The sequence below is a fragment of the Bdellovibrio sp. MYbb2 genome (assembly GCF_056175685.1).
Genome location: NZ_JBJKJI010000003.1, coordinates 432069 through 456990 on the forward strand (window position 1 = coordinate 432069; position 24922 = coordinate 456990).

25 protein-coding genes are annotated in these 24922 nt (G+C 50.6%); 13 read left to right on the forward strand and 12 right to left on the reverse strand.

Features of this window, described 5'->3' with window-relative positions:
• Positions 1-6 precede the first annotated feature (6 nt).
• Positions 7-684, reverse strand: a complete 678-nt coding sequence (locus tag AC04MQ_RS16100; RefSeq protein WP_475392581.1) for a response regulator transcription factor — start codon at positions 682-684, stop codon at positions 7-9.
• 127 nt (positions 685-811) lie between these two features.
• On the opposite strand from AC04MQ_RS16100, the gene AC04MQ_RS16105 reads away from it, so the two are divergent.
• Positions 812-1006, forward strand: coding sequence for a hypothetical protein (locus AC04MQ_RS16105; RefSeq protein WP_015091261.1), 195 nt, complete (start codon positions 812-814; stop codon positions 1004-1006).
• Positions 1007-1102: 96 nt separating this feature from the next.
• On the opposite strand, the gene AC04MQ_RS16110 is transcribed toward AC04MQ_RS16105, so the two are convergent.
• The 4 genes from AC04MQ_RS16110 to mutM form a co-directional block, all read right to left on the reverse strand.
• The gene (locus tag AC04MQ_RS16110; RefSeq protein ID WP_475392634.1) at positions 1103-2320 is read right to left on the reverse strand and encodes a chloride channel protein; all 1218 of its coding nucleotides are present in this window, start codon (positions 2318-2320) and stop codon (positions 1103-1105) included.
• A gap of 103 nt (positions 2321-2423) precedes the next feature.
• Positions 2424-4874 (reverse strand): acyl-CoA dehydrogenase, encoded by a 2451-nt coding sequence (locus tag AC04MQ_RS16115; protein WP_015091263.1) that lies wholly within the window; start codon positions 4872-4874, stop codon positions 2424-2426.
• Between the two features lie 257 nt (positions 4875-5131).
• Positions 5132-5344 carry an acylneuraminate cytidylyltransferase gene (locus AC04MQ_RS16120; protein WP_080602385.1) on the reverse strand — a complete coding sequence of 71 codons (213 nt, stop codon included), beginning with the start codon at positions 5342-5344 and terminating at the stop codon, positions 5132-5134.
• Positions 5345-5481: 137 nt separating this feature from the next.
• On the reverse strand, positions 5482-6294 hold the full coding sequence (mutM, locus tag AC04MQ_RS16125; RefSeq protein ID WP_015091264.1) for a bifunctional DNA-formamidopyrimidine glycosylase/DNA-(apurinic or apyrimidinic site) lyase: 813 nt from the start codon (positions 6292-6294) through the stop codon (positions 5482-5484).
• 300 nt (positions 6295-6594) lie between these two features.
• On the opposite strand from mutM, the gene AC04MQ_RS16130 reads away from it, so the two are divergent.
• Complete coding sequence (locus tag AC04MQ_RS16130) at positions 6595-7299, forward strand: hypothetical protein (RefSeq protein ID WP_475392582.1); 705 nt, start codon at positions 6595-6597, stop codon at positions 7297-7299.
• Here AC04MQ_RS16130 and AC04MQ_RS16135 read toward each other — a convergent pair.
• Complete coding sequence (locus AC04MQ_RS16135) at positions 7280-8983, reverse strand: ATP-binding protein (protein ID WP_475392583.1); 1704 nt, start codon at positions 8981-8983, stop codon at positions 7280-7282. The genes AC04MQ_RS16130 and AC04MQ_RS16135 overlap by 20 nt on opposite strands.
• Before the next feature lie 94 nt (positions 8984-9077).
• Here AC04MQ_RS16135 and AC04MQ_RS16140 point away from each other — a divergent pair, with 94 nt between their 5' ends.
• Positions 9078-9791, forward strand: a complete 714-nt coding sequence (locus tag AC04MQ_RS16140) for a VC0807 family protein (protein WP_015091267.1) — start codon at positions 9078-9080, stop codon at positions 9789-9791.
• 231 nt (positions 9792-10022) lie between these two features.
• Here AC04MQ_RS16140 and AC04MQ_RS16145 read toward each other — a convergent pair whose 3' ends face one another.
• Positions 10023-10772 carry a hypothetical protein gene (locus AC04MQ_RS16145; RefSeq protein WP_475392584.1) on the reverse strand — a complete coding sequence of 250 codons (750 nt, stop codon included), beginning with the start codon at positions 10770-10772 and terminating at the stop codon, positions 10023-10025.
• Positions 10773-10882: 110 nt separating this feature from the next.
• Between AC04MQ_RS16145 and sohB the strand changes: the two genes are divergently transcribed.
• Genes sohB through AC04MQ_RS16175 form a run of 6 tightly spaced genes read left to right on the forward strand, consistent with a single transcriptional unit; the run spans position 10883 to position 17837 of the window.
• Complete coding sequence (gene sohB / locus AC04MQ_RS16150; RefSeq protein WP_475392585.1) at positions 10883-11902, forward strand: protease SohB; 1020 nt, start codon at positions 10883-10885, stop codon at positions 11900-11902.
• Positions 11903-11915: 13 nt separating this feature from the next.
• Positions 11916-12884, forward strand: coding sequence for an ABC transporter ATP-binding protein (locus tag AC04MQ_RS16155; RefSeq protein WP_041577669.1), 969 nt, complete (start codon positions 11916-11918; stop codon positions 12882-12884).
• Positions 12885-12902: 18 nt separating this feature from the next.
• A complete protein-coding gene (locus AC04MQ_RS16160; RefSeq protein WP_475392586.1) occupies positions 12903-13886 on the forward strand; it encodes an ABC transporter ATP-binding protein in 984 nt (327 codons plus the stop codon).
• Positions 13887-13920: 34 nt separating this feature from the next.
• Positions 13921-15612: a peptide ABC transporter substrate-binding protein gene (locus AC04MQ_RS16165; RefSeq protein ID WP_015091272.1), complete on the forward strand. Its 1692-nt coding sequence runs from the start codon at positions 13921-13923 to the stop codon at positions 15610-15612.
• A 27-nt stretch (positions 15613-15639) separates the two neighbouring features.
• The gene (locus AC04MQ_RS16170) at positions 15640-16611 is read left to right on the forward strand and encodes an ABC transporter permease (RefSeq protein WP_041577671.1); all 972 of its coding nucleotides are present in this window, start codon (positions 15640-15642) and stop codon (positions 16609-16611) included.
• 11 nt (positions 16612-16622) lie between these two features.
• Positions 16623-17837: an ABC transporter permease gene (locus AC04MQ_RS16175; protein ID WP_015091274.1), complete on the forward strand. Its 1215-nt coding sequence runs from the start codon at positions 16623-16625 to the stop codon at positions 17835-17837.
• 3 nt (positions 17838-17840) lie between these two features.
• On the opposite strand, the gene AC04MQ_RS16180 is transcribed toward AC04MQ_RS16175, so the two are convergent.
• Positions 17841-18710, reverse strand: coding sequence for a TIGR02285 family protein (locus AC04MQ_RS16180; RefSeq protein ID WP_475392587.1), 870 nt, complete (start codon positions 18708-18710; stop codon positions 17841-17843).
• 232 nt (positions 18711-18942) lie between these two features.
• Between AC04MQ_RS16180 and AC04MQ_RS16185 the strand changes: the two genes are divergently transcribed.
• From AC04MQ_RS16185 to AC04MQ_RS16195, 3 genes are all read left to right on the forward strand, one after another.
• On the forward strand, positions 18943-19416 hold the full coding sequence (locus tag AC04MQ_RS16185; protein WP_475392588.1) for a hypothetical protein: 474 nt from the start codon (positions 18943-18945) through the stop codon (positions 19414-19416).
• Positions 19417-19490: 74 nt separating this feature from the next.
• The gene (locus AC04MQ_RS16190) at positions 19491-19730 is read left to right on the forward strand and encodes a Sec-independent protein translocase subunit TatA/TatB (protein ID WP_041577675.1); all 240 of its coding nucleotides are present in this window, start codon (positions 19491-19493) and stop codon (positions 19728-19730) included.
• A 58-nt stretch (positions 19731-19788) separates the two neighbouring features.
• On the forward strand, positions 19789-20811 hold the full coding sequence (locus tag AC04MQ_RS16195; protein WP_475392589.1) for an alkane 1-monooxygenase: 1023 nt from the start codon (positions 19789-19791) through the stop codon (positions 20809-20811).
• Here AC04MQ_RS16195 and AC04MQ_RS16200 read toward each other — a convergent pair.
• From AC04MQ_RS16200 to greA, 3 genes are all read right to left on the reverse strand, one after another.
• Entirely contained in the window at positions 20771-21568 is a 798-nt protein-coding gene (locus AC04MQ_RS16200; protein WP_475392590.1) for a glycerophosphodiester phosphodiesterase, read from the reverse strand. The genes AC04MQ_RS16195 and AC04MQ_RS16200 overlap by 41 nt on opposite strands.
• Positions 21568-23469, reverse strand: a complete 1902-nt coding sequence (locus tag AC04MQ_RS16205) for a hypothetical protein (RefSeq protein WP_475392591.1) — start codon at positions 23467-23469, stop codon at positions 21568-21570. Before AC04MQ_RS16205 ends, AC04MQ_RS16200 begins: the two co-directional genes overlap by 1 nt.
• Before the next feature lie 94 nt (positions 23470-23563).
• Positions 23564-24052 (reverse strand): transcription elongation factor GreA, encoded by a 489-nt coding sequence (greA, locus tag AC04MQ_RS16210; RefSeq protein ID WP_041577680.1) that lies wholly within the window; start codon positions 24050-24052, stop codon positions 23564-23566.
• A 129-nt stretch (positions 24053-24181) separates the two neighbouring features.
• Between greA and AC04MQ_RS16215 the strand changes: the two genes are divergently transcribed.
• The gene (locus AC04MQ_RS16215; protein WP_475392592.1) at positions 24182-24445 is read left to right on the forward strand and encodes a (2Fe-2S)-binding protein; all 264 of its coding nucleotides are present in this window, start codon (positions 24182-24184) and stop codon (positions 24443-24445) included.
• On the opposite strand, the gene AC04MQ_RS16220 is transcribed toward AC04MQ_RS16215, so the two are convergent.
• Positions 24442-24879, reverse strand: coding sequence for a (2Fe-2S)-binding protein (locus AC04MQ_RS16220; protein ID WP_015091283.1), 438 nt, complete (start codon positions 24877-24879; stop codon positions 24442-24444). The genes AC04MQ_RS16215 and AC04MQ_RS16220 overlap by 4 nt on opposite strands.
• Positions 24880-24922 lie beyond the last annotated feature (43 nt).

A 24922-nucleotide genomic window follows, 5' to 3' on the forward strand; every position in this document is an offset into this window, starting at 1 on the left:
AAGAACTTAAGCCTCAAGCCAGTACCCCACGTTGCGCACGTTTTTTATCCCGCAGGAGCATTTTCCTGATTCCAGTTTGCGGCGCAGGTTGTTCACTGTGGCTTCAACGACCTTGGATTCCACATCACCCTTGTTGTCCCAGACTTTTTCAAGCAGGACTTCTTTCGGAAACACCTTTCCCGGATGATGGGCAAACAGCGATAACAACTGAAATTCTTTTTGCGACAGGTTCACGACGTCCCCGGCCACTTCCGCCCGACGAAGCCCCATGTCGATCGTAAGATTCCCAACGCTCATCAGATTGCTTGATGCCACCAAGGTGGATCGGCGCCCCAGCGCCTTGATTCGTGCCACCAGTTCAGAAGTGGAATAAGGTTTCGCCACATAATCATCAGCCCCCAGATCCAACAGACGGGCTTTTTCATTGCTGGTGTCGATAGCAGACAAAACAAGAATCTTCGTATCAATAAAGGACGTCTTGATGCGTTCTACATACTGTGCTGAATCGGTGCCGGCAATCATACGATCCTGCACCACCACCTGGGGATAAAAGGACTTGGCCTTTAAAAGTGTGGCCAGCTCTGATATCGACTGCACAGCTTTTACCGCCCAGCCCTGAGATTCAAATGTAATTACAAGACGCTTGGAGATTTCTTCATCGTCTTCCAGCAACAGGATGTTCATGGCGTCACTATAGCCCAATCCCGACCGGACCCTGAAAGTTATTTTCCATGTTAAAAGATTTTTTATTTTCGGCCGTTGTTGGTTTTTTGCCATTTGCTAGGCTTAAACAAACAGAAGGAGTCCTCCGATGAAAACCCAATGGATTGCATTTTTCGCTCTAGCTCTGACATTTGCTGTCACTCAACCAGGTTATGCTGCAAAAGCCTCTAAAAAAGAATTGAAAGCTTACAGCCAGGCTTGCAAATCCGAGAACCCAAAAGCCAGCAAAAAAGAAATCCGCAAATGCGTGAAAGAAAAAGCGAAAGCATCCGCTACGACATAACTTGAATTAAGCTCGACTAGAAGCGTGTTGAATTTCCCTTCATACATTCTTCTGAGCCTGAAGACCCAAAGTCTTCAGGCTTTTTTTATTTGCGGCTTATTTGCGGCGAAACACCCACAAAAGCTGATCGCGCTTGCTGCGCACAATCTTTTGATTTTTGTAGATCCCCAGATGCCCCGACACAAAATACGCCACCACACAGGCTAAAAACGCATAAGGCGCGATGTTCCAGCCGAATATTTCACATGCCATCACAGCACACGCCAAAGGTGTGTTCGCCGCCGCCCCAAAGACCGCCGCAAATCCCAGCGCCGACAACATGGCCACCGACAAAGGCAAAACAACCGACAGAGCACTGCCCAAGCCTGAGCCGATAAACACCAGCGGAATAAATTCACCGCCTTTAAATCCGGAACCCACCGTCAGACCCGTGAAAATCGTTTTATACACGGGATCTGCAAGCGAGGCCGCGCTGGCAAAATAACTTTGAATTTCTGAAATGCCCAGCCCCACAAAACGGAAACTGCCTTCAAGATGATAAAGCCCCACCAGCAGCACCCCACCCACCACGGGTTTTAAGACAGGATGCTTTACAAACTTTTTTTGCAGTAATTCGATAAAGTGCGTGAAGCGCATAAAGACATTTGCCGCAAGACCGAACACCAGCCCCGCCCCAAAAACCGCCACAAATCCCAAAGCACTGTAAGATACATCTCCGACCGGACCAAACACCGAATGCGGAGCGCCCAATATACGACACACATAAAACGCCACAAAAGACGCCACCAGGCATTCTGCCAGAGCAAACAGGCGAAGTCTGCCCACTTGAATCACTTCAAGTCCGAACAAAGCGCCGGCCAGGGGTGCGCCAATGGCCGCACTGAATCCCGCCCCGGCTCCGGCGATCAAAAGCGCCTTGCGGTCATCCGCAGTGGTTTTGACCAGACGATTTAGCTGATCCGCCAACGTGGCCCCCATCTGCACAGCAGTTCCTTCGCGGCCAGCCGAGCCACCAAAAAGATGAGTCAATAAAGTCCCCAATAGAACCATCGGAGCCATTCGCAGAGGAAGGATATTGGAAGGGTCATGGATTTGCTCCAGAATCAGGCCGGTGCCTTTTTCAGACTCGCGACCATATCTGTGGTAGCCAAATCCGATCACGGCTCCACCCAGCGGCAAAAGCCAAATAAGCCACGGATGGGATTCACGCCACAACGTCGCGGCGTTCAGGGTTATTAAAAAAACCGCTGCAGCCGCCCCGGCCATCACCCCGACACATGCACTTAAAATAAGTCTTTTGAATTGAAGCCCCATCACAAACTGACGCTAGTCCTGAGACTGCAAGTCGGTCAAGGCTTTGAAAAAGAAAAACCCCCGTGGTTCGCACGGGGGTTTTAAGTTTTGCATCAGGTCCGTCTTAAGAATGACGGGACATGTATTCTTCCTGAGAGAAATCATCCACCAGGATCGCGTCGTAGCGAACCGCATCGGATTCCTGGATCAGCTTCAGTTCATCCTGAGTGATCACATTCTTCTGACGGGCTTCATCCAGTAACAAGTGAACTTTCTTTTTAGGAAGAACACCTTCGCGGATCGCTTTTTTCACTTTTTTCTCTGCCGCTTCAGCTTTGTTCGTCACCGAGAACGCGTGTTCCAGACGACCGATAGCTTCATTTTTATCTGTTGGCAGATAGATACCATCAGACAAACGATCACGAATACCGCCCTCTTTCAACATCGCAGCAGCGATGCCATGAGACCAGCCGTCAGAAGCTTGAGAACCTACAGAGTTGATACGGGACCAGGCGCCGATCCAGCCTTTGAAGAACCAACGCAGACCCGGGATTTTCAGGTTGTCGAAGATACCATCAAAACCAGTCTGGATGTTCGCCATGCAACGTTTCAGGTTGTAGTGAGCAAACGCCAGGTCTTCTTCACGACGGCCTTCGTACTCGAAACGACGAAGAATAGCTGTCGCCATGTACATATTCGCCAGGATATCAGCGAAACGACCGGTGATTTTTTGTTTTGCTTTCAACTGACCGCCCAAAACACCCATCGCCACGTCAGACAACAACGCAAATGTTGCAGATGTCCAAGTCAAACGACGAACGTATACTTTCATTTGCGGGTGAACATCCGGAGTGGATGCCAGGAAACCACGGGAGCAGGACAACAGAACCGCGCGGCATGTGTTACGAATAACGTGACCGATGTGACCCCAGAACGCTCTGTCGAAGCCTTTCAAATCACCCGCTTCCGCAGTTTTAACTTCCGCGTAAGCAAACGGATGGGCACGAAGAGCACCCTGACCAAAGATCATCAAAGTACGAGTCAGGATGTTTGCACCCTCGACCGTGATACCAATTGGAGTCGCAATGTAGATTTCTGCCAATACGTTGCGAGGACCCATAGAGATACCCGCGCCACCCATGATGTCCATGGAGTCGTTAATCACCTGGCGGCCCATTTCAGTCGCATAGTATTTTTGCATCGCTGTGATAACACCCGGCTTGATACCTTTGTCGATCGCGCCCAGGCAATAACGTCTCATGGCTTCCAGCTGGTAAGCTGCAGCCCCGATACGCGCCAAAGGCTCTTCAACACCCTCGAAGCGACCGATGGACATACCGAACTGACGACGAACCAAAGAGTGCGCAGACACAACACGAGCAGCCAGTTTCGAACCACCGGTTGCCTGAGCTGGCAAAGAGATACCACGACCTGCTGCCAGACATTCCATCAGCATCAACCAACCCTTACCGGCATTGGCAACACCACCGATGATCGCGTCTTCGGCGTTAACGACAACGTCTTTACCTTGAGTCGGACAGTTGTAGAACGGGATACCCAATGGATCATGACGACGACCCAAAACAACACCCGGAGTGCTGGACGGGATCAAAGCACACGTGATGCCCACGTCTTCGCCTTTACCCAGCAGATTTTCAGGGTCACGCAAGCGGAACGCAAGACCGATCGTTGTAGAGATCGCAGCCAGCGTGATCCAGCGTTTGTTCCAGTTCAACTTGATTTGCAGTTTTCCATCCGGACCTTTGAAAAGAACACCGGTGGAAGTGATGGACCCCGCATCAGAACCCGCCGTTGGCTCAGTCAAACCAAAGCAAGGGATTTCGTCACCCGTTGCCAGGCGCGGAAGATAACGGTTTTTCTGTGCATCAGTTCCGTAGTGCGCCAGAAGCTCTGCCGGACCCAAAGAGTTCGGAACCATCACCGTGATTGCTGTAGACAATGAACGGGACGAGATTTTCATGATCACTTCAGAGTGCGCCAGTGCAGAGAAGCCAAGACCGCCGTACTCTTTCGGGATGATCATGCCCAAGAATTTTTCTTTCTTGATAATATCCCAGGCTTCTTTAGGGATGTCTTTTTCTTTGTGGATTTTCCAGTGATCCAGAACCGCACACAGGTTGTTCACCGGACCGTCCATGAATGCCTGCTCTTCGGCAGTCAATTGTGGATAGTCTTCTTTCAGCAAGTTGCCGAAATTCGGGTTGCCGGAGAAAAGATCTTTTTCCACCCAAACGGCACCGGCGTCCAATGCCGCTTTTTCCGTGTCAGAAATTTTCGGAAGGAACTGCATCTTCTTCATGAATGCCAGCAAACCGGATGTCACCAGTGCTGCACGCAGTGGCGTGATCAGGAAGATGATGGCGATGACAGCGTAAACTGCCAGCAACCAGGTTGGCGCACCAAAGCCGACAAGAACTGCGGCCAGGGCAATCGCCCACACGATCAGAGGGCTTGAGAAGAAGCCCACAAACAACAGAAGTACCACAGAGCCCAATACCCACAGGCCCGTGTAGTTCTCCAAAAACATTCCATAGAATGAGCTGATAGAATCCACGATGAATCTCCTTTATTGAAATACACCAATAATTAGACTCAATAATATGAGCATGTGCAAGCGCATCTGGCCCCATATCTATATATACAGGGAATGTGAGGAGAAATAGATTTAATCTTTGGAAGCAGAACTAATCGGTTTGGGTGAGTCTGAAGTGCGACCCGGGGATGGAGAAAAACAAATCTTCAGAGGGAAAAAAGCAAAAGCCCTCTTGCGAGGGCTTTCGTCGTAACTTAAGTACTAAGCCTAAAGGCTAATTACTTAGTTTCGCCAGCTGGAGCTGCTTCAGTTGGAGCCGCAGGAGCTGCTTCAGTAGCAGCTGGAGTGCCTTCTGCAGGAGCTGCTTCAGTAGCAGTTGCTTCAGCAGCAGGTGCAGTTTCAGCAGGAGCTGTCTCTGGTTGGTTTTTAGAGCAAGTGAAGCCAGTTGTGAAAGATAGTGCAAGCAAAGCTGCTACTACGATTGCTTTCATTGATGATCCCTTCGTTATTTATTTAAGCTGACCTTGTTGACTTAATTGCCAACAGTGGGCCCGCGTTTGTTTTAAAACTCGACTAAGGCCTAAGTTACACAAAAATTGGCCCGCTTAGCAAACGAAATTTTGCAAAATTATTTTTGGCAACGCGAACACCAGAAGGTGTTTCGACCGCCCAGAACCTTCGACTTCACCTGTTGCCCGCAAGTCACACAAGGCTCTTTGTCCCGACCGTAAACCTGAAAGCTCGTCTGAAAATAGCCGCTTTCCCCAGAGGCCTGAGCGAAGTCACTGATCGAAGATCCACCGGCTTTAATTGATTGAGATAAAATTTTTTTAATCTCTGTCACAAGCTGTGAAGCGCGATCCAAAGACAGCTTTCGCGCTGGCAGCGTGGGTTTGATTCCAGCGGCGAACAACGCTTCGCTGGCATAGATGTTCCCAACGCCCACGACCACCTTCTGATCCATCAAGGCGACCTTCAAAGCCACGTCCTTGCCGCGCAGCTTTTCCCACAGCAGCGGTCCATCGAATTCCGCCTCTAACGGTTCCGGCCCCAAATCCGCTAACTTAGGGTGTTTTAACGGGTCTTGAACAAAGTCAAAACAGCCAAAACGGCGCGGATCGCGGTAAGCCAGACGCAGGTTCCCCGAAAAATGCAGATATATATGGTCATGCAGGCGCTCATCCCCCGGCACCGCCACCCGCCAGGTTCCGGTCATTCCCAGATGTGACAGCATGGCGCCTTTGGGCGTCCACAAAAGCAAATACTTGGCGCGACGCTCGATGGACGTCAGCGGCTGACCGACAAGGGTGCTTATTTTTTTAGCAGGAATTGGTTCGCGCAGATCTTTGCGCATCAGTTCGACTTTTTCCAAAATCGGCTGGTCTTTTAATATTGTCTCCAGGCCCCGGCGGACGACTTCGACCTCTGGAAGTTCAGGCATCACTCACCTCGTGTGAGCCCAATTTATCACACTTTTTCACCCCTTGCGGACGAATCCGGCAAATACCTAATTTTACTTGCCTTATTTAAAATTTCCAGAGCCGGCGGAGCACTATTCCCATGACCCCGCCCTAAATCCCATCTTGCTTCCTGTCCATCTGCCGAAGAGTCCAACATGAGACATGCGATCCTATTTCTAACTTTGATTATTACGCTTGCAGGCTGCCAGCATACGGCCCACAGACGGCCGTCTTCAGAGTCCGCCCTAAAGCCGCGGTTCAACCGGGATCAACTGTCGCGAGTGAAAAATCAGCATGTCTTGATTGTGACCCATGCGACAGAATTCTTCGACACCACCCGATCTGCCGCTGCCGGAATTGATCAGATCGTAAAAGAGTTTAAAGCCCTGGGCCGCCCGGTGATTTACCTGGTCAGCGATCAAAGCACCGAAGGCTATCGTCAGTGGTACACTCAAGATCGCTCGCCTGATTTTGAAATATTCTCTGATGGCGGTGAACACAACATTCCTCTGGCGGCCAGCGAAGTGACCATTGTCGGAGGATTCTTTGGCAGCACCGACACACTGCCGGGATGTCATGCTCTTTCCATGCGTGACGCTATTCGCATGCACTTTGAATTGTCCCAGGCACCATTGACCATCCATGTTCCCATACAAGCCACCTACTTTTACGATGAATGGAAGGATCAGAGGGACTATCTGCTGAAAAACCATCGCCCACAGATTCATTCCGACGCAAAGTATCCCTTTGCCACGATGTATTTCCTGCGTGAAGGAAATGACGGTGCAGGTGATGACGGCAGTGAGCAGTACTTTGCCCACTTCTTTCACCCTTCCCGCACTGAAAATCCCAACTACAGATTCGGCACCTTTGATGACGTCTCCCGCAAGACGCATCAGTTCTACTTTTATGTGAATGACCGGCTGTTTGAATCCATCACTGAATCATCAAAACAGCCCGTGCATATTAAACTGGAAACCCGATAGGAAAACGAACCGACACCCGGGTGCCCTGCGTGACATTCGGGTCAAAGATCAACACCCCGCCCATCTGATTCACAAAGTCCTTGGTGAATTTAAGCCCCACTCCGAAGCCGTCATCCTGCGACGACATCACCGCACCAGAATCCGACAACGACGCCATGATTTCCGCCGACACACCCGGCCCCTGATCCTGAATAGTCAGCTCAACCTGATTTCCCATAATCAAGCCGGTCACTTGAATAGTTCCGCCCTCGGGACTGAACTTCACCGCATTCGACAGCAGATTTCTTAAAATCGTTTCAACAACACGGACGGAGCCCCACAACTGAATCTCCTCTTTCGGCAGATCCACTTTCACCGCGACATTTTTTTGCAGAATCTGAGGAGCCAGATGCCCCACGGCCGCATTAACACGCGTCTTCAGATCAACGCCGCCCCGGCTTTCCCCCTCATGGCTCCAGGCCAGAATATTTCTCAACAACTCCAACGAGGCCTTGTGCGCTTCCCGCACGCGAACCAGCGAATCCGGAGTCAGCACGCCGTCTTGACGGGATACCCCCAGCAGCAACTGCGTGCCCGCCAATGCTCCGGTCAAATCATGCGCCAGCACCGTTTGCACCCGCTTGTTGAAACTGTGCATTTTTAAGATTTCCCCATTCAGATCTTTCAGAGCTTTGTTGCTTTCCTCAAGCTCGGTCACGTCATTCAATAAATACACCTGAGCCTGACTTTCCTTACTGTCGCCGTCCAGATTGTGACGACGGATCTGGTAACTAAGCCCATGAATCTGAAAGCGCTCGGCCCCGGAAATGATGTCCCGAAGAACCGGGATTTCTGCCGCAAGATGCCCCTGCCAGCTTTCCTGAAGACCCAGCATTTCCAACGCCGCCGCATTGCCACCCCAGTATTCAGAGCGCGCATTTAAAATCACGACGGGCCCGGGAAGCTGCTCGAAAACTTTTTGCTGCGCCAGCGAGGTGATCTCCAGCACGTCGCCCTTGTTCGCCGCATAATGAAGCCCCCAGATAAACGGCCACAGAGCTGCTATTTTCAACTGTCGCAAAGGTAAATCCCCGGAACCAAGCAGCACCAAGGCTTCCAGCGCAAAGGGCCACAGTGCCGCCGCCAAAAACACCATGGCATACTGCCAACGACGTCCTTTAAGTGTGAAGACGGCATACATCAGAAATGCAAACCCCACAGCGATTGTCAGAGCAGCGAAGGCAATAATCGCCAGCACCACCGGTCCCCGGGTGAAATCCACCAGACCACTCATCCCCGGAATCAAATAAAAGTCATAGTACATCCATTTAGAGGCCGCAGGAAACCCCGCCATCGCCAGCAGATTGGCTGCAATCACCAGCGCCGGAAACAAAAAGACCAGATACCAATACTGCCGAAGTTTCGCCGACACCCCTGGCAAAAAAAGTCCCGCGCATAGCAGGGCCCAGGATGGAAACAGCAACGGCAGTCCCAACATGCGGACATGGGTCATAAAAATCTTAAATGCCATGTTATCAATGGCAAAAACGCTGATGACAGAAAAGGCCCACAGCGCGTAACCGAACTCGATAATAAACACCAGACGATGAATGTAGGATCTGCGGTACGCCCAGGAACGGGCGGCAAAAACAGAACTGATAAGAAAGCTGAGCGCCGTGGATAAGAAGACCAATATCATTGCCATCGACAAATTGTACCCCGTCGGCCTTTGAGTGCAATGAAACTTTATGCACAGCGCCGACTTGCCTTTTTCAGCGAAGCCGACAAGGATGCTATCCATGTCAAAACAGGAAGCACCACCAAAAGAAAACGGCCTCTTAAATATCGTCTTTAATATCGTACTTCCGGTGCTGATCCTGAATAAACTGTCCAAGTTTATCGGACCTTTCTGGGCACTGGTTTTGGCATTGGCCTTCCCTTTGGGATACGGCGCCTATGACCTTATCAAACGCAAAAAATTCAACGCCTTTTCAGCCTTAGGTCTTTTGAACGTGCTGCTGACCGGCGGCCTGGCACTGCTGGGTCTGCACGGATTCTGGTTCGCCGTCAAAGAGGCGGCCTTTCCGGCCTTGGTAGGATTGTTCGTCCTGGGATCCGCGTTTACCAAAAAACCATTCATCGAAACCCTGTTCCTGAATCCCGCACTGATGAAGGTGGATCTGCTAGAGGAACGCCTGAAAGAAAAGGGCAAACAAAAAGAATTCCACGACCACATGAAGAGCGCCACCGTATGGCTGTCGCTCTCATTCGCCTTCAGCGCGGTCTGCAACTTCGTATTGGCTCGAAAGATTTTCATTAATATTGATTCAACACTGTCCGCAGATGCTCAGTCCACAGTGCTCAACGAACAAATCGCCCAAATGACCACTTGGTCAATGGCCATCATCATGGTCCCATCCATGATCTTCCTGCTGGGCATTTTCTGGTATCTCATGAGAGGCATTAAACAACACAGCGGCCTCTCCACCGAAGAACTCCTAAAAGAAAGCTAAAGCACAAAGTGCCCAAGGGCACTTTGGCCTCCCAAGTTCAAAACGGCAAAGCCGTTTTGGCCCCGCCCCCCCATTTGGCTCAAATGCCTTCGGCATTTGGCCCGCTCCCCAAAAAAAACCGGGAACCAAGAAAGCTGCAACTTGCCCAAAATCAAGGCGCAAGGAGAAAGGCGTGCTAACAGCACGCCGCCGACGCAGCAACGCAGAGTTTGGGCAAGTTCCAGCTTTCGCTTAGAAGTCGCCGCCGCCTTCGAACGGTGGTGGCGGCGGTGGTGGTGGGAAGTCTGAATCGCCTCCGAATCCTCCTCCAAAGTCATCGCCAAACGGCGGTGGAGGTGGTGGTGGCGGAGGTGGTGGAATATCACCATAGTCTTCTGGCATATTCGGCGCAGGCACATAGCCGCCGTCGCCGCCAAAATCATCAAATGTTGGTGGTGGTGGGAATGACGGACTGCTGGATCCCCCACCGAAACTGGAACCGCCGGATGAACCCGAACCGCTGGCGCTGGTTCCGAACTTGGGTTTACCGCCAAACATGGCGCGCTTGCGATAGTCGTAACGTGGACGATCTTCAAGCAAACCCAATTCCTGAGATTCAGACGGCAGATTCTTTGCCCCGCGATCCAAAGATTCGCGACGCGCACTTTCGGCCGCATACACTCGACGCTCCTTTTCATAGGACTCGTCCCAGCGTTTCTTAGCAGCCGCATCAGCCTGAGCTTCAGGGCCGTCTTCGCTCATAACAATCGATTTTTTGTTTTTCTTGTACTCTTCAAGCTGGCGGTCTTTCTGACGTTCCCACTGCTCTTCTTCTTCAAGGTAGGCGCGCTCGCCCTGCTGACGAGCCTGTTCAAAGCGATCCTGCGCCTTATGATGCTGAGCAAAACCCTTTAGACGAGCCTCTTCCGGGCCATCCCCCCATGCGGAGGAAGCAATAAAACTAAGCAGAAGAAGTGAGGTCAGACGCCCTGAAGGTTTCATTCGTACTTCCGAGTCTATCAGGGCTCCCGCTTTTTTTTGAGCAAACAAAAAAGATGCTCGACCTTTGTCTGTTTTCTCAATAACGTACCAACTTGCCCCTAAGGAGTACTATGGACGCATTGCAGAGCATCGGAGTTTTCGCAGCACAGACCTTCTTGATCCTTTTCGCCGTTATCGCGGTGATTTTGATCATCGCCCTGCTGGCTGCCAAGGCAAGTCATAAATCCGAAATCCAAATCGAGCTTCTGCACAAGCGCTACAAGAACTTCCGCCATCTTCTGAAGGCTCACACGGTCACCAAGTCCGAACGCAAAGAGCTCAAGAAAAAGTTGAAGGAAGAGCGCAAAGCCCTTGAATCCAAATCCAGCGACGGCGACAAAAAGATCTTCGTGATCGACTTTGAAGGCGATGTGAAAGCCTCTGCTGTTGAAAATCTGCGCGAAGAAGTCACCGCAGTTTTGACTCTGGCCACCCCGTCTGACGAAGTTGTCGTTCGCGTGGAAAGTCCGGGCGGTGTGGTTCATGGTTACGGCCTGGCCGCAAGCCAGCTTTTGCGCATCCGTGAAAAAGGCATTCCCTTGACTGTTTGCGTGGACAAAGTGGCTGCCAGCGGCGGTTACCTGATGTCTGTGACCGCGAACAAAATCCTGTGCGCCCCGTTTGCCATTGTTGGTTCTATCGGTGTTGTGGCCCAGCTTCCAAACCTGCACCGTCTGTTGAAAAAGCACGACGTAGACTACAAAGAATACACCGCTGGAGAGTTCAAGCGAACTGTAAGCCTTTTGGGTGAAATCACTGACAAGGGCGAAGAAAAGTTCAAACAACAGCTTGAAGACACGCATGTATTGTTCAAGAGCTTTGTCAGCCGCTTCCGTCCGCAGATGAATCTGGCTGAAGTGGCCACCGGCGAATACTGGTACGGCGAACAAGCCCTGACAAAACTGCTGGTGGATGAAATCCGCACCAGCGATGATTACCTTCTGACCCTTTCTGAAAAGCATCAGGTAGTTAAAGTAAAATTTGAACACCACGAAAGCTTCAGCGACAAGCTGACCGGCGTTTTGGGTAAGGCTTTGAAAAAAGGCGCCCTTTCTGCTGTGGAAGAACTTGAAACAAGACGCTTTCTTTAAGAGGACTTAAATAGTGGCTATTCAACCAATACTTGAAGTTAAGAATCTTGAAACCACCTTTCACACAAAGATGGGTCCGGTCCGCGCCGTTAACAACGTCAGCTATGACATCTATAAAGGTCAGACCCTGGGGATCGTGGGCGAATCCGGTTGCGGCAAATCAGTGACTTCCTATTCATTGATGCGTCTGATTGAAAAACCCGGCAAGGTCACCGGTGGCCAGGTCCTGCTGAACGGCCGTGATATTTTGAAACTTTCTGAACCGGACATGGCCGAAGTTCGCGGTGGCGAAATGGCGATGATCTTTCAAGAGCCGATGACGGCCCTGAACCCGGTTCTGACCATTGGCTTCCAAATGGATGAGCAAATCATGAAGCACAAAAAGTGCGGACCGAAAGAGTCCCGCGAACGTGCCATTGAAATGCTTCGCCTGGTAGGCATCCCTTCCCCGGAAGAACGGTATGAGGCTTATCCTCACCAGCTGTCCGGTGGTATGAGACAAAGAGCCATGATCGCCATGGCCCTATCCTGCGACCCGACTTTCCTGATTGCCGACGAACCAACGACCGCGCTGGACGTGACCATTCAAGCCCAGATCCTGGAACTGATTCAGGGTCTGCAGGAAAAACTGAACATGACTGTTCAGTTCATCACCCACGATTTGGGTGTAATTTCTGAAATTTCGGACCGCGTGATGGTGATGTACGGTGGCCAGACTTGCGAACAAGCCGACACTTCCGAGCTGTTCCTGAATCCCAGCCATCCCTATACAGCAGCCCTGATCTCTTCCCGCCCGAAATTTGGTGAACGCGTGAGTCGTTTGACCACCATTGAAGGCTCTGTTCCGGCTCCGTACGAACTGCCGAAGGGCTGTCCGTTTGTGAACCGCTGTTCTCGTGTGAAGAGCGAATGCGCCGGCACCAAGCCGCCTTTGGTAGAAATCAGACCGGGTCATAAAGTGGCCTGCTTCAACCCTCTTTAAGGTTCGGGAATACTAAAGATGAACGAAATCATTCTTGAAGCCAAAAATATCAAAAAGCACTTCCCTATCAAAAAGGGTCTGTTGTTGCGTGAAGTGGCCAGCGTTAAGGCCGTCGACGATGTTTCCCTGTTTGTGCGCAAGGGTGAAACCCTGGGTCTGGTGGGTGAATCCGGATGCGGCAAATCCACTTTGGGCCGCACCTTGATCCGTCTTTATGAACCGACAGCCGGCGACATCAATTTTGATGGTCAGGATTTCCTGAAGCTCAAAGGTGAAGCTTTGCGCAAAAAACGCAAGAACATGCAGATGATCTTCCAGGATCCGTATGCGTCTTTGGATCCACGCATGACCGTGGGTCAAATTATCCGCCAGCCCATGGACATCCACAATGTCGGCACCGCGGAAGAGCGCAGTCAACGCGTTCTGGAGCTTATTGAAGTTGTAGGTCTGCGCAAGGGACACGTGAATCGCTACCCGCACGAATTTTCCGGCGGTCAGCGCCAGCGTATTTCCATCGCCCGTGCGATTGCTTTGAATCCGGAACTGATCATCTGTGACGAACCCGTCAGCGCCCTGGACGTTTCCATTCAGGCGCAGATTCTGAATCTGCTAAAAGACCTGCAGGAAAAACTGAAGCTGACTTATGTGTTTATCTCCCACGATCTTTCCGTGATCGAGCACACCTGCGACCGTATTGCCGTGATGTACCTGGGTAAGATTGTTGAAATCGCCCCGCGTGATGAGCTGTTCAAAAACCCTCAGCACCCGTACACGCAAGCGCTTATTGGTGCGATCCCGCGCGTGGGTCATGGAAAAAAGAAAATGAAAAAATCCCTGGGGGGCGAAGTGCCCAGCCCGATCAACCCGCCTTCCGGCTGTTCTTTCCATACAAGATGTCCTTATAAAATGGATATCTGTTCGCAAAAAACTCCGGTTCTGGAAGGTCAGGGAAATCATCAGAAGGCCTGCTGGCTTGAAGCCGCGCCAAAGATGTCGGTTTAGTATTAAAACAAAGTTAATCAAAAAGGAGAAAGTGATGTTGAAAAAGTTTGCGAAAGGTCTCTGCGTGGTTGCAGGTTTGGGCATGAGTGTCCAGGCTGTGGCAGCTCCGTCCAACACCGAACTTAAAATCGGTATCTCTCAGGAATTCGAAACAATGAATCCGCTGATCATGTCCATGTCTGCTTCTGCGTACATGTACCGCATGGTGGGCCGTTCTTTGGTGGTTCTGACTCCGGAAGGCAAATGGGTCACTCAGCTTGCCAAAGAAATCCCTTCTTTGGACAAAGGCACTGCGAAGATCATCGAAGAAGGCGGCAAAAAGAAGATTGTAGCCAACTGGGAAATCATCGAAAGCGCAAAATGGGGCGACGGCAAACCGGTTATCTGCCAGGACTTCATCACTTCCCACACTATCGCGACCAGCCCGACTGTGAGCGTGGGTGAAAAAGAACAGTGGACTCAGGTGGAAAAGATCGACATCGATCCTAAAAATCCAAAAAAGTGCACATTCAAATACGAAAAAGCCAAATGGGACTTCTTCACCCTGGCTCAGTTCTTCCCGGTGCCAACTCACCTGGAAAAACCTGTGTTTGACAAATACTCCAAGCAAAAAGAAGGCTACGAAAAGAACTCCAACTACGTTCGCAACCCGACCAATCCGGGCCTTTACAACGGTCCTTACGTGATCAGCGAAGTGAAACTGGGTTCTCACGTTTCTTTTGCTGCGAACCCGAACTTCTATGGCAAACAGCCGAACATCAAAAAAGTGATCGTGAAGCTGATCCCGAACACCGGGACTATGGAAGCCAACCTTCGCTCCGGCACAATCGACATGATCTCCACTTTGGGTCTGGACCTGGATCAGGCACTTGCTTTCGACAAGAAAAACAAGTCTGAAAGCCTGCCTTACGTGGTTCACTTCGTACCGTCTGTGACTTACGAGCACATTGATCTTCGTTTGGACAATCCCATCCTGAAAGATGTGAACGTTCGTAAAGCGTTGTTGTATTCCATCAACCGCGACGACCTGGTGAAAGCATTGTTCGAGAACAAACAACAAGTGGCTTTGCACAACGTATCCCCTAAAGATCCTTGGTTCACTGCCGATCCAAAAGAGATCACTGTGTACCGTTACTCCAAGCGTGAAGCCGGAAAACTTCTGGATGCTGCTGGCTGGACTATGGGTAAAGATGGCTACCGTTACAAAGACGGCAAGAAACTTTCCGTTGTCTTCCAGACAACTGCGGGCAATAAAACCCGCGAGCTGGTTCAGGTTTACCTGCAAAACCAATGGAAACAGGCTGGCATCGAAGTTCTGATCAAGAACGAACCGGCACGTGTGTTCTTCGGTGAAACCATGTCCAAACGCAAGTTCGAAGGCATGGCTTTGTTTGCGTGGGTTTCTTCTCCGGAAAACAGCCCGCGTTCTACAGTTTATTCCAAAGCTATTCCGAACAACAGTAACGGCTGGTCCGGTCAGAACTATCACGGTTGGACAAATGCAACTGTTGATAAAAACCTGGAAGCTCTGGATCTTGAATTCAACGCGAAAAAACGTGCGGACCTGGTTCACGAAATCCTGAAGCTTTACACTTCGGAAGTTCCGGTTTTGCCTCTTTACTACCGCTCTGACATTTCTGTAACTCCGAAAAACTTGAAGGGTTACAAAATGGCTGGTCACCAGTTCTACGAGACAAACAACATCGAAGACTGGAACCTGAACTAGATCCCTGATTTTTTGGAGGACCCTGTTATGACTACATTCATCACCCGCCGCATTTTGCAGACACTCGCTGTGATAGTGATCCTGTCCTACGTGTGTTTCTATTTGATGAGCTTGATGCCCGGTGATCCGGTGGACATGATGGTGGCCTCCAATCCCAAAATCACCGCTGAAGACGTGGCCCGTCTGAAATCGTTGTACGGTTTGGACCAGCCGGTCTATAAACGTTACGCCAGCTGGATGGGTTCCATCCTTCAGGGTGATCTTGGTTACAGCCGTACCTATCGTGTTCCGGTTCAGGAACTGATGGGCCCGCGTCTGTGGAACACGTTCCTGCTTTCTGCAATCTCTTTGACCCTTTCCATTGCCATTGCCATTCCTCTGGGCGTGATCTCGGCGCTGAAGCCGGGAAGCCGAACAGACTATATAGTGAATCTGTTCTCGTTCGGGGGTATTTCCATCCCCTCATTCTGGCTGGCCATCGTATTGATCATTCTTTTTGCCGTGAAATTCCCCATCTTACCGGCCGGGGGCACACAAACCATCGGAGCATCGGATATGGGCCTGTGGGCTGATATCAAGGATCGCTCCATTTATCTGATTCTTCCCGTCCTGAGTCTGTCCATTCAGCAGATCGGACGCTTTTCAAGATTCACCCGTTCCACCATGCTCGAAGCCATGCGCAATGATTTCATCCGCACCGCCAGAGCCAAAGGTCTTTCCCGCAAAACAGTGATCTGGCAGCACGGTTTCCGTAATGCTTTGATTCCACTGATCACGATCCTGGCACTGAGTTTCTCGGGCTTGTTCTCTGGAGCCATCCTGACTGAAACTGTCTTTGCTTATCAGGGTGTGGGTAAACTTGTTTACGATTCCATTATTGGTAATGACTACAACGTGGCCATGATTTCTTTCGTGATTTCAGTCAGCATGGTTTTGCTGATGAATCTGGTAGCGGACATCATGTACGGCTTTGCGGATCCTCGCATCTCTTACCAATAGGATCATAGAGTATGAGCGAAATGACCATGAACGAAATCGAAATTGATAATAACCAACTGTCCGCCAAGGACCGTGCGGAGCTTGAAAAAGCCCAGCCGATGTGGAAGATGATCCTGACCCAGTTTATGGATCACAAGCTGGCTGTAGCTGGCGCTGCTATCATCAGCATCTTCATGCTGGTGGCGATCTTTGCCGGCACCATCCAGGCTGTCACGGGAATTGATCCGGACGCCCAAAATGTTGGAAACCGCTATCTGGCACCAATGACAACAGCCTCTGTGGGTCTGGATGTGCGTGAAACTGAAATTGAACGCTTCATCACGGACAACCCCGAAGCGGCCGACGTCGTGCAAAAAGCTTTGGTTGAAAAAGGCATCGTTGCGGTGGCCGAAGCTGACGCGATCTATGAACTGGGTGCCCAGGAAATTTCCAAAGCGCTTTCGGATTTGAAAAGCCTGAACATCGCTGAAACAGCCGGCTTGGTTTCCATCTTCAACAACTTTGAAACCTTCCACCTGTTCGGCACCGACGAACTGGGCCGTGATGTCTTTATCCGTCTGGTTTACGGGACCCGTGTTTCCATGGGCGTGGGCGTTCTGGTGGCTATTGCGTCAGCCCTAATCGGTTTATTGATCGGCAGTATCGCGGGCTTCTATGGCGGAATGATTGACACCTTCCTGATGCGTGTGACGGATGCTTTGCTGTCCCTGCCGCACATCCCGGTTTTGATTGTTATTGCTGCCATCGATCTTTCCAAAATTCCATGGCTGAAGGCAATCATCAGCACATCCAACGAAAGCATCTTCAAGATGATCATCATCCTGTGCCTGTTCTCGTGGATGTCGGTGGCCCGTCTGGTGCGTGGAAGTATTCTGTCGATCCGTGAACGTGAATTCGTTCTGGCGGCAAAAACCCTGGGTGCCAAAGACAGCACGATCATCATCCGCCACATGTTCCCAAACGTCATTGCGCCCATGCTGGTGGCGATCACTTTGGGCGTGGGCGAATCGATCTTGTTTGAAGCAGCATTGAGCTTCCTGGGTCTGGGGATCATGCCTCCGACACCAAGCTGGGGGAACATGCTGAACAATGCACAGGAACTGATTTACCAGGCTCCGTTCCTGGCGGTTCTGCCGGGTCTGTTGATCTTCCTGACGACAGTCAGCTTTAACTATCTGGGTGACGGTCTGCAGGATGCTATTGATCCCAAAGCGATCCGTCGCTAATTTTCACCACGGGGCCGTCATCCACGGTCCCTGTGCTCTTTTCTGATAAAATTCATCCAAAGTTTTTCGACTTTTCTTTTGCAGGTCCGGCGCCAGCCACGATTCCACGGCGCGCTGGTATTCGTTGGTTAAAGCCATTTTCTGCAATACCTGATCGACCTTGCGAACAACATCCCGACCCCAGGGATTTTTAGTGCAAGCCAGATAAAAAACAGCTGAGGGATGGGACTCTTTCACAATCCGGGTTGCCAGAGGTTTTGCCGGAAATATCTTTTCATTATAGGCCCGCACCACAGCTTCATACTCGATCATATAGTCAAAACGCTTTTTCTCCAGCATCTTCAGCAGCGAGGTGTAACCTTCACTGACATTCTTTTTCAGCATCAAATGTTTGTCCCGCGGTGAAACATTTTTCACCAGTGCATCGATATCGGAACCATAAGACCGATCCTTGACGAAAAGACCGACCCATTTTTTGTTTTTCATAATGTCTTTTAAAGAAACTTCCGCAGACAGCTTTTCCAGCATCTGGGCATTTGCGGTTACCAGCACATATTCATGGGGAACCTGAAACGACAGCGCTGAAAAGTACGCCAGCTTTTCCCGTTCAGGTGTTATCAAGGCAGAACCTGAACAGATGTTTCTGCCCAGCTTCCATAGTTCCATGGTTTTGGGCATATCTGCATACATGTCGGTGAACTGATACCCCTTCAGATTATCTTCCAAAATCCGGCGCAGACGATCCACCCGGCCCATGTTGGCGTTGGCCCCTTCAAGTATGTAGTAGGGCTCCCAATCAGTGACCGCCCAAGGGACGGTAATTTTCTCGGTGACGACCCGAGATGTCTGGGCCCAGCTCAGTGTCAGTAACATTGGAAGAAATATGGAGGTAAGAGATACCACGGCGCCCTCCTCTGGTTTTAATTTACTCCCCTGAGCTGCGGGCACCATATGTAATTTGACCCTTCTTCGTGTTCGTCAGGTGCCGACAAAAGACTGATCAAGGATGTAAAAATGTAAGATCCCCCGACCTCAACGCCGCCTTGGTTTGGAGCAAACCCGGCACGGATCTTGTTATAGGGGGCTATAGATAAATGGGGTTGATATGAAAACCGTATTCTCTTTCTTTGCCACAATTATGTTCTCGCTTTCAGCCATGCCACAAACTGCTGCAGAGCTAACTTGCCGCGCCCAGGCCAAAGAGATGGCTCTCCAGACCTACTCTTCCTGCATTACAGAAGCGCGCAATACGCAGGTTGAGGAAATCCGAAAAAATTATCAAAAAGAGCTGTCTGATCTGAAGTCCAAGTACGACAAAGAGCTTAAGAAGATGGGCAATGGCAACGCCAAAAAGGCCGCCAAAGCCGCTCCTGTCGCTCGTGAAGTCCAGGCCCCTGTACCAACCAAGGGCATCGCAAAGCAGCTTCCAGGCAAAGCTCAGAGCTCTGAAGCCATCCCTGTGCAAACTGTGACTGAAGGGACCAAGGTCGTTGCCGTGGGCTCTGAAGAAGCGGACGGACTGGAAAAAGAAGCCGCTGAAGCGGATCAGGTCGAAATTATCGACATGCCCGTGGAATAAGCCCAGACAGACATTGATTTTCCTCCCAGACAGGTCTAAAAAGTGTACACTTTAAGAAATTTGGGAGGAACCCCATGGGTGAGTTTAGCCTTACGCACATTCTGCTTCTAGCTGTTATCTTTTTGATCTTCTTCGGACCAAGCCGTCTTCCACAACTGGGTCAGTCCATGGGTAAAGCCATCCGTGGCTTCAAACAAGGCCTGAACGAAATCGACGTTGATGCCAAAGACATTCACGACAACCAACAGGTTTCTCACCAGAACAAACAAAACATGGGTCAAACCACGAAACAAAGCGAAAACCAAAACTCCTAAGTTTTAGTTTTTTTGTTTCTCTTAAAAGCCTTCCTGGAGCTAAGCTTTACTTAGAACCATGAAGGCTTTTTTATTTTATTCCCGCTACAGTCTTGCTTACCTCTTTGCCCTGCTGGCATTGCTCGGGGCCGCTTTGGGTGGTGCATGGACCTTTCTGGGAGTGATCGGACTTTTTGTGATCCATCCGGTCTTGGATCATATCTTACGCACAAAGCACATTCCCGAAGTTCGCCCGAAAAGCCGTCTGCCTGAGGCCCTGTTGATTTTTGCACTTCCCTTCATGTCTGTGTTTCTATTTACCGGAGTGATTCATTCTCTGGATGCCACAGCTTTGGAACTGACAGGTCTTGTTCTTTCTTTCGGCGCCATCACCGGAGTGCTCGCCATCAACACCGCGCACGAACTGGTGCATCGACGTGAAAAGCCCCTGCGTGGACTGGGTGTGGGACTTTTGCTGCTGGCGAACTTTTCTCACTACGCCATTGAACATGTTTACGGCCATCACAAAAACGTGGCCACACCCGAAGATCCCGCCACCGCCCGCAGGAATGAATGGATCTACACCTATCACTTCCGATCTTTCTTTGGTGGCCTTTGGGACGCCTTCAAGTTTGAAAGCAAACGCCTGAAAAACAAACCCGTGTGGCACCGGGTTCGTCATCGCATTGTCTGGTATGTGCTTTTGCAGATGTTGTTAGGTCTTGCGGTGTATGGCCTTTACGGCACCCCGGCGCTGATATTCTGGCTGGGTCAGGGTGTTGTTGGTGTGCTGCTGCTTCAGACTGCGGACTACATTGAACACTATGGTTTGTTACGGATAAAAAAGGGCGACGGATTTTACGAAGGGGCCAAGTCCCTTCATTCCTGGGACAGCTATCAGATCATCACAAACTACACCCTGATCAACCTGGGCTACCATTCACATCATCACTTGAAAGCCACATTGCCATTCACGGAACTGCAGGAACAGCCCGGGGCGATGAAGCTTCCTTATGGCTATTCAACCATGGCCCTGCTGGCGTTTGTTCCGCCTTTGTATTTTAAGAAAATAAATCCGCTGCTTTCTCAACATCAGAAATAATGCTGATCGCCCCGGCCTGAAGGTAGGCTTTTCCGCGATCCAGATCATTCACTGTCCATAACGCCACTGGAATACCGCGCTCTTTATACGCGCGCACTTCGTTCGGAGTTACAAAGCGATAATCCAGATTCAAAGCATTCACCCCCACATAAGGGGCCAACCAAAGTTTTTTAAGATAGATTTTATTTTCAGGGTCGTCTTCACCGGTCGCCAGCAAGGCTCGTGGCACTTGCGGCAAAAGATGACTTAAGCGCCAGATCGAAATGGGATTGAAACTTGAAAACATCACGTCTTTTTCGCGATGATATTTTTTCACCAGCTCAGCCACACCCTTTTCAAGTCGCGAATCAAACAGTGCGTTGCTCTTAATCTCAATATTTATTGCAGCAGGAATATCCTTGGATGCCAGAACCTCTTCCAAGGTGCACGCACCCGCCCATGTTTTCAGATCTGCCGCAGACACTTCAGTCACGCGCAGATCTTTCTGTGCGATCCGCTTCAAGTCCCCGTCATGAAACACCACCGGAACTTCATCCTGGGACAGACGCACATCCAGTTCAAACATCTGAAAACCCATTTCGCGAGCCTTCACGAAAGACACATAGGAATTTTCCTGGGCACCGGCTTTCCAGAATCCGCGATGGGCCTGCCAGGCAGGTGGTTGTATTCCTTCAACCGGCCAGCGTTGCGCCTGCCAGGTTTTGTGGCGATAAAACAAAAAACCTGCTATTGCCAGCAGCACCACCAAAGCAATCATTAGCGCCGTGCCTTATCTTCCACAAACTGCGGAAGCTCACGCGTGCCTTGAATCTGCCAGCGACGCTGGATCTTGCCATCCTTGACCTGCACGTGGCCTTTTAAGCGGGCGTCCTCATTCCAGGAGCCCTCCGTGCTAAGCTTCCCCGTGCGCGAAGCCTGCGCCTGGAACCCTTTCCAGGAAAACTCTTTGGAACTTTTCGCACCCAGCTGGCCCGTTAAACCTGTCAGATTCAAAACACCCTCATGCCACCACGAGTTCAACGTCACCGGACGCAACACTTCGGCGGTTGGAGAATTTGGTGAAACTTTCATCGATTGCACCTGGGCGTTCAGCAGAACCTCCCCTTTGCTCCAGTCAAAGGAGGCACGGGTTTTCCCCAAGGCGACACCTTCGACATCCATGGAATTCAATCGCAAAAGCCCTTTCAAGGACTGCACCTTGCCTTCAGCAAAACGCAGATCCCCATCCAGACTCATCAGGCCGATTTCACCACCATTGGTCATCAACTTTTGTACTGGTAGAGCCAGCTGCAATTCATCGATATGAGTTTTCACCGCCACGGCCTTGAAATCACGGTCCGCGCGCAAGTTCAGATCACCGACAAAGACACCACCACGGGGTTCAACGCGCTTGATCTGGAAACTCCAATGGTCCTGATCCAGGGCAATGTCACCGACCATGCTTTCAATCACCTGAAGCTCGCGCTGACCCTTGTTGGAAAAGACAAATTCAAGTCCGGCATGTTCGCCGCTCATGCGCATCTTCTGATCCGACACGATTTCGGCGCGCCCCGTGAAGCTGCCCAGATGACCCAGAATACTGGTTTGTTTGGTGCGATTCAAAAGCACCAGAAGTTTTTCGATATCCAGCTTTTTCACATCGACCTGGATCGGCTCGTATTTCAATGGCTCAATGGAAGCGATATTGATTTTATCGACATGCATTTCACCCAGATCACCTTCCATGCGCAGGTCACGAATCTCCAGCGGCAAAGAACGAATTTCATCCACTGGGCCCGCCAAACGTGCCTTGGAAGACATCCACACCTGACGACCATTCAGGTCGCGGGAGGCCAGCTGATATTTTTGCAGGATCGCCAGAATCTGACTAAGAGGAATGTGCTTCAGATCGGTTTCCACCGCCAGCAATTGATCACCCAAAGTGTAGTTGGCAATCACACTATAGTGTCCTTCGCGCCAGTTTCCAAAGAAATGCGCCTGCACGGCGGCTTCCGGGGATTCCTTGTACTGCAAATAAAGATTTGCATGCGACAGATAGTCGCCGACCTGACTGTCTTTCATCAGGTGGGTTTTTGCAGTGACCTCAATAATTTTTGGTTCAAAGGATTTTACTTTTACCGCAAAATTCATCAGCTCGGTGGAATACTGCGGATGCTTGGCGGAAGTGATTTTCAGCGTGCGAACAGAGACACCGCGAACATCGTTGCGGTATTTCTGGCTTTGCTCTGAGGGGGAAAGCGTGACTGCGGGTTTTGGCGTGCTGGCCGGAATCTGTTCTGGATCCGTCGGGTCACAGTCTTTGAAGTCCTCACGCAAGGTCAGATTCACGCTGTTGGCTTCCACCACACGCACGGGGGCTTTACCCTGAATCAGATTTAAAAACGACAACGGCAGACGAAGCTCATCAATCTCCATCACGGGCGCAGCCCAGCACGTCTGCGCAGATTCCATGCGCACATTGGTGATGATCACTGCAAAGCGCGGCAGAATGCCATTGCTCAGACTGACATAAGCCGAACCAAAGCTGACTTTGACGTCCTTGTGAATGTGACTTGCGGCTTTTTCAATTCGTGCAGCCAGCCGTGAAGGCGACAGCAGGGATTTAGTGGTGTAACCAAGAAGGAACGCCAGAATCAGACCGGTCAGTAGAATGGTCATTCCAGGCTGTTCTGCTATTAGATGTCGGTCTGAGAGGCGTCTGCGCGAGTCCATGACCCATTCTCACAGAGAAGGTCATGGACCGACAAGGAAATTACTTATACTCGAAGGAGATGATTTCGAACTCTTTGTCGCCTTTAGGGCTTTGTACTGTCACGGTGTCGGATTCTTTTTTACCGATCAACGCGCGCGCCAAAGGAGACAGAATGGAGATCATGCCATTTTTAACGTCTGATTCATCAACACCCACGATCTGGTATTGGAATTCTTCTTCGGACTCAGTGTCTACGATTTTAACAACCGCACCGAAAACGATACGATCTGCTTTGATTTGTGCTGTGTCGATAACATCTGCACCCGCCAATTTGCCCTGAATTTCAGCAATACGACCTTCAATCATACCTTGGCGTTCTTTTGCAGCCTCGTATTCAGCATTCTCAGAGATATCGCCTTGAGCACGAGCCTCTTCGATAGCCAGAATCACGGACGGTCTTTCTTCCAACAGAAGCTTTTTCAACTCTGCATCCAGCAGCGCTTTTCCGCGGATGGTCATAGGAAGTTTATCAGGTGTAGCAATAGCCATTTCAGCTCCATTGTTAGAAGGACATTTGTTTTACAGGATTCCGGCGGGCTTTTCAATGCAGTTATGACGCTTAGCAGTACTAAGGGTTCAGAAGTATCCTTTTCAGATGCAGGGCATTACAATTGATCCATGGGCGCCAAGAAAAAGACCGAAATCATCTGCCGTTGCAATAATGTGAGTCGTGAGACCATTGAGCAGGCCATTAAAAACGGCGCCACCACCCTGAACGACATCTTCGATACCACATCGGCGGGGGTTGGACCCTGCGGGGGTTCTTGCCGCCGCAAGCTGGGACCTCTTTTGGATTATTATCTGAAAAACGGAACTTTCCCCGAAAAGATCACTGAAGACCTTACCGGAAAAGCACCTGTGCCCGAAAAAAAGGACACTTAGGCGGTCTTTTTACCCAATCTGAAATCGATGATTTTTTGAACCTCGGGACGACAAGTCCCGCAGTTGGTGCTGGCATTGGTCTGACGACTGACGACTTCCGTGGAATGTGCCCCCGCAATAATCGCCTGATCCACGGTGTGTGCCGAAACGGAACGGCAATGGCAAAGCTCTTCTTCGCAATATGGGAAAGCCCATTCCCCGCGCAAACGCAGAATCATTTCACGCAGCAACAGGCTTGAGTGATCCTGTGCTTCCGGCACCGGCCACTTTTTAAGGTCCGCCCCAAAGTTTTTGCGCATGGTCTGCATCATATCCATAAACTGAGAGCAGCCCATGATCGAAACCTTTTCAACCGCTCCGGGAGCCTGGGTGTTGTCACCCTGGCATTGCACTTCAATAAAATCACGGCCTTCAAGCTCTACTTTGATCTTCATAATAAGTTCTAAGTTTAGTGTAAAAACCCAGGCGGCCCAAGGC

Excerpts from the sequence above, each read along its gene's own strand:
- AC04MQ_RS16205 (WP_475392591.1), bottom strand. The coding sequence starts at position 23,469 with ATGACCATTCTACTGACCGGTCTGATTCTGGCGTTCCTTCTTGGTTAC.
- AC04MQ_RS16190 (WP_041577675.1), top strand. The coding sequence starts at position 19,491 with ATGGGTGAGTTTAGCCTTACGCACATTCTGCTTCTAGCTGTTATCTTT.
- AC04MQ_RS16120 (WP_080602385.1), bottom strand. The coding sequence starts at position 5,344 with ATGAAAGCAATCGTAGTAGCAGCTTTGCTTGCACTATCTTTCACAACT.
- AC04MQ_RS16110 (WP_475392634.1), bottom strand. The coding sequence starts at position 2,320 with ATGGGGCTTCAATTCAAAAGACTTATTTTAAGTGCATGTGTCGGGGTG.
- AC04MQ_RS16215 (WP_475392592.1), top strand. The coding sequence starts at position 24,182 with ATGGGCGCCAAGAAAAAGACCGAAATCATCTGCCGTTGCAATAATGTG.
- AC04MQ_RS16195 (WP_475392589.1), top strand. The coding sequence starts at position 19,789 with ATGAAGGCTTTTTTATTTTATTCCCGCTACAGTCTTGCTTACCTCTTT.
- AC04MQ_RS16185 (WP_475392588.1), top strand. The coding sequence starts at position 18,943 with ATGAAAACCGTATTCTCTTTCTTTGCCACAATTATGTTCTCGCTTTCA.
- AC04MQ_RS16135 (WP_475392583.1), bottom strand. The coding sequence starts at position 8,983 with ATGGCAATGATATTGGTCTTCTTATCCACGGCGCTCAGCTTTCTTATC.
- AC04MQ_RS16175 (WP_015091274.1), top strand. The coding sequence starts at position 16,623 with ATGAGCGAAATGACCATGAACGAAATCGAAATTGATAATAACCAACTG.
- AC04MQ_RS16220 (WP_015091283.1), bottom strand. The coding sequence starts at position 24,879 with ATGAAGATCAAAGTAGAGCTTGAAGGCCGTGATTTTATTGAAGTGCAA.
- greA (WP_041577680.1), bottom strand. The coding sequence starts at position 24,052 with ATGGCTATTGCTACACCTGATAAACTTCCTATGACCATCCGCGGAAAA.
- AC04MQ_RS16160 (WP_475392586.1), top strand. The coding sequence starts at position 12,903 with ATGAACGAAATCATTCTTGAAGCCAAAAATATCAAAAAGCACTTCCCT.
- AC04MQ_RS16140 (WP_015091267.1), top strand. The coding sequence starts at position 9,078 with ATGTCAAAACAGGAAGCACCACCAAAAGAAAACGGCCTCTTAAATATC.
- AC04MQ_RS16170 (WP_041577671.1), top strand. The coding sequence starts at position 15,640 with ATGACTACATTCATCACCCGCCGCATTTTGCAGACACTCGCTGTGATA.
- AC04MQ_RS16145 (WP_475392584.1), bottom strand. The coding sequence starts at position 10,772 with ATGAAACCTTCAGGGCGTCTGACCTCACTTCTTCTGCTTAGTTTTATT.
- AC04MQ_RS16180 (WP_475392587.1), bottom strand. The coding sequence starts at position 18,710 with ATGTTACTGACACTGAGCTGGGCCCAGACATCTCGGGTCGTCACCGAG.
- AC04MQ_RS16105 (WP_015091261.1), top strand. The coding sequence starts at position 812 with ATGAAAACCCAATGGATTGCATTTTTCGCTCTAGCTCTGACATTTGCT.
- AC04MQ_RS16100 (WP_475392581.1), bottom strand. The coding sequence starts at position 684 with ATGAACATCCTGTTGCTGGAAGACGATGAAGAAATCTCCAAGCGTCTT.
- AC04MQ_RS16165 (WP_015091272.1), top strand. The coding sequence starts at position 13,921 with ATGTTGAAAAAGTTTGCGAAAGGTCTCTGCGTGGTTGCAGGTTTGGGC.
- AC04MQ_RS16200 (WP_475392590.1), bottom strand. The coding sequence starts at position 21,568 with ATGATTGCTTTGGTGGTGCTGCTGGCAATAGCAGGTTTTTTGTTTTAT.
- sohB (WP_475392585.1), top strand. The coding sequence starts at position 10,883 with ATGGACGCATTGCAGAGCATCGGAGTTTTCGCAGCACAGACCTTCTTG.
- mutM (WP_015091264.1), bottom strand. The coding sequence starts at position 6,294 with ATGCCTGAACTTCCAGAGGTCGAAGTCGTCCGCCGGGGCCTGGAGACA.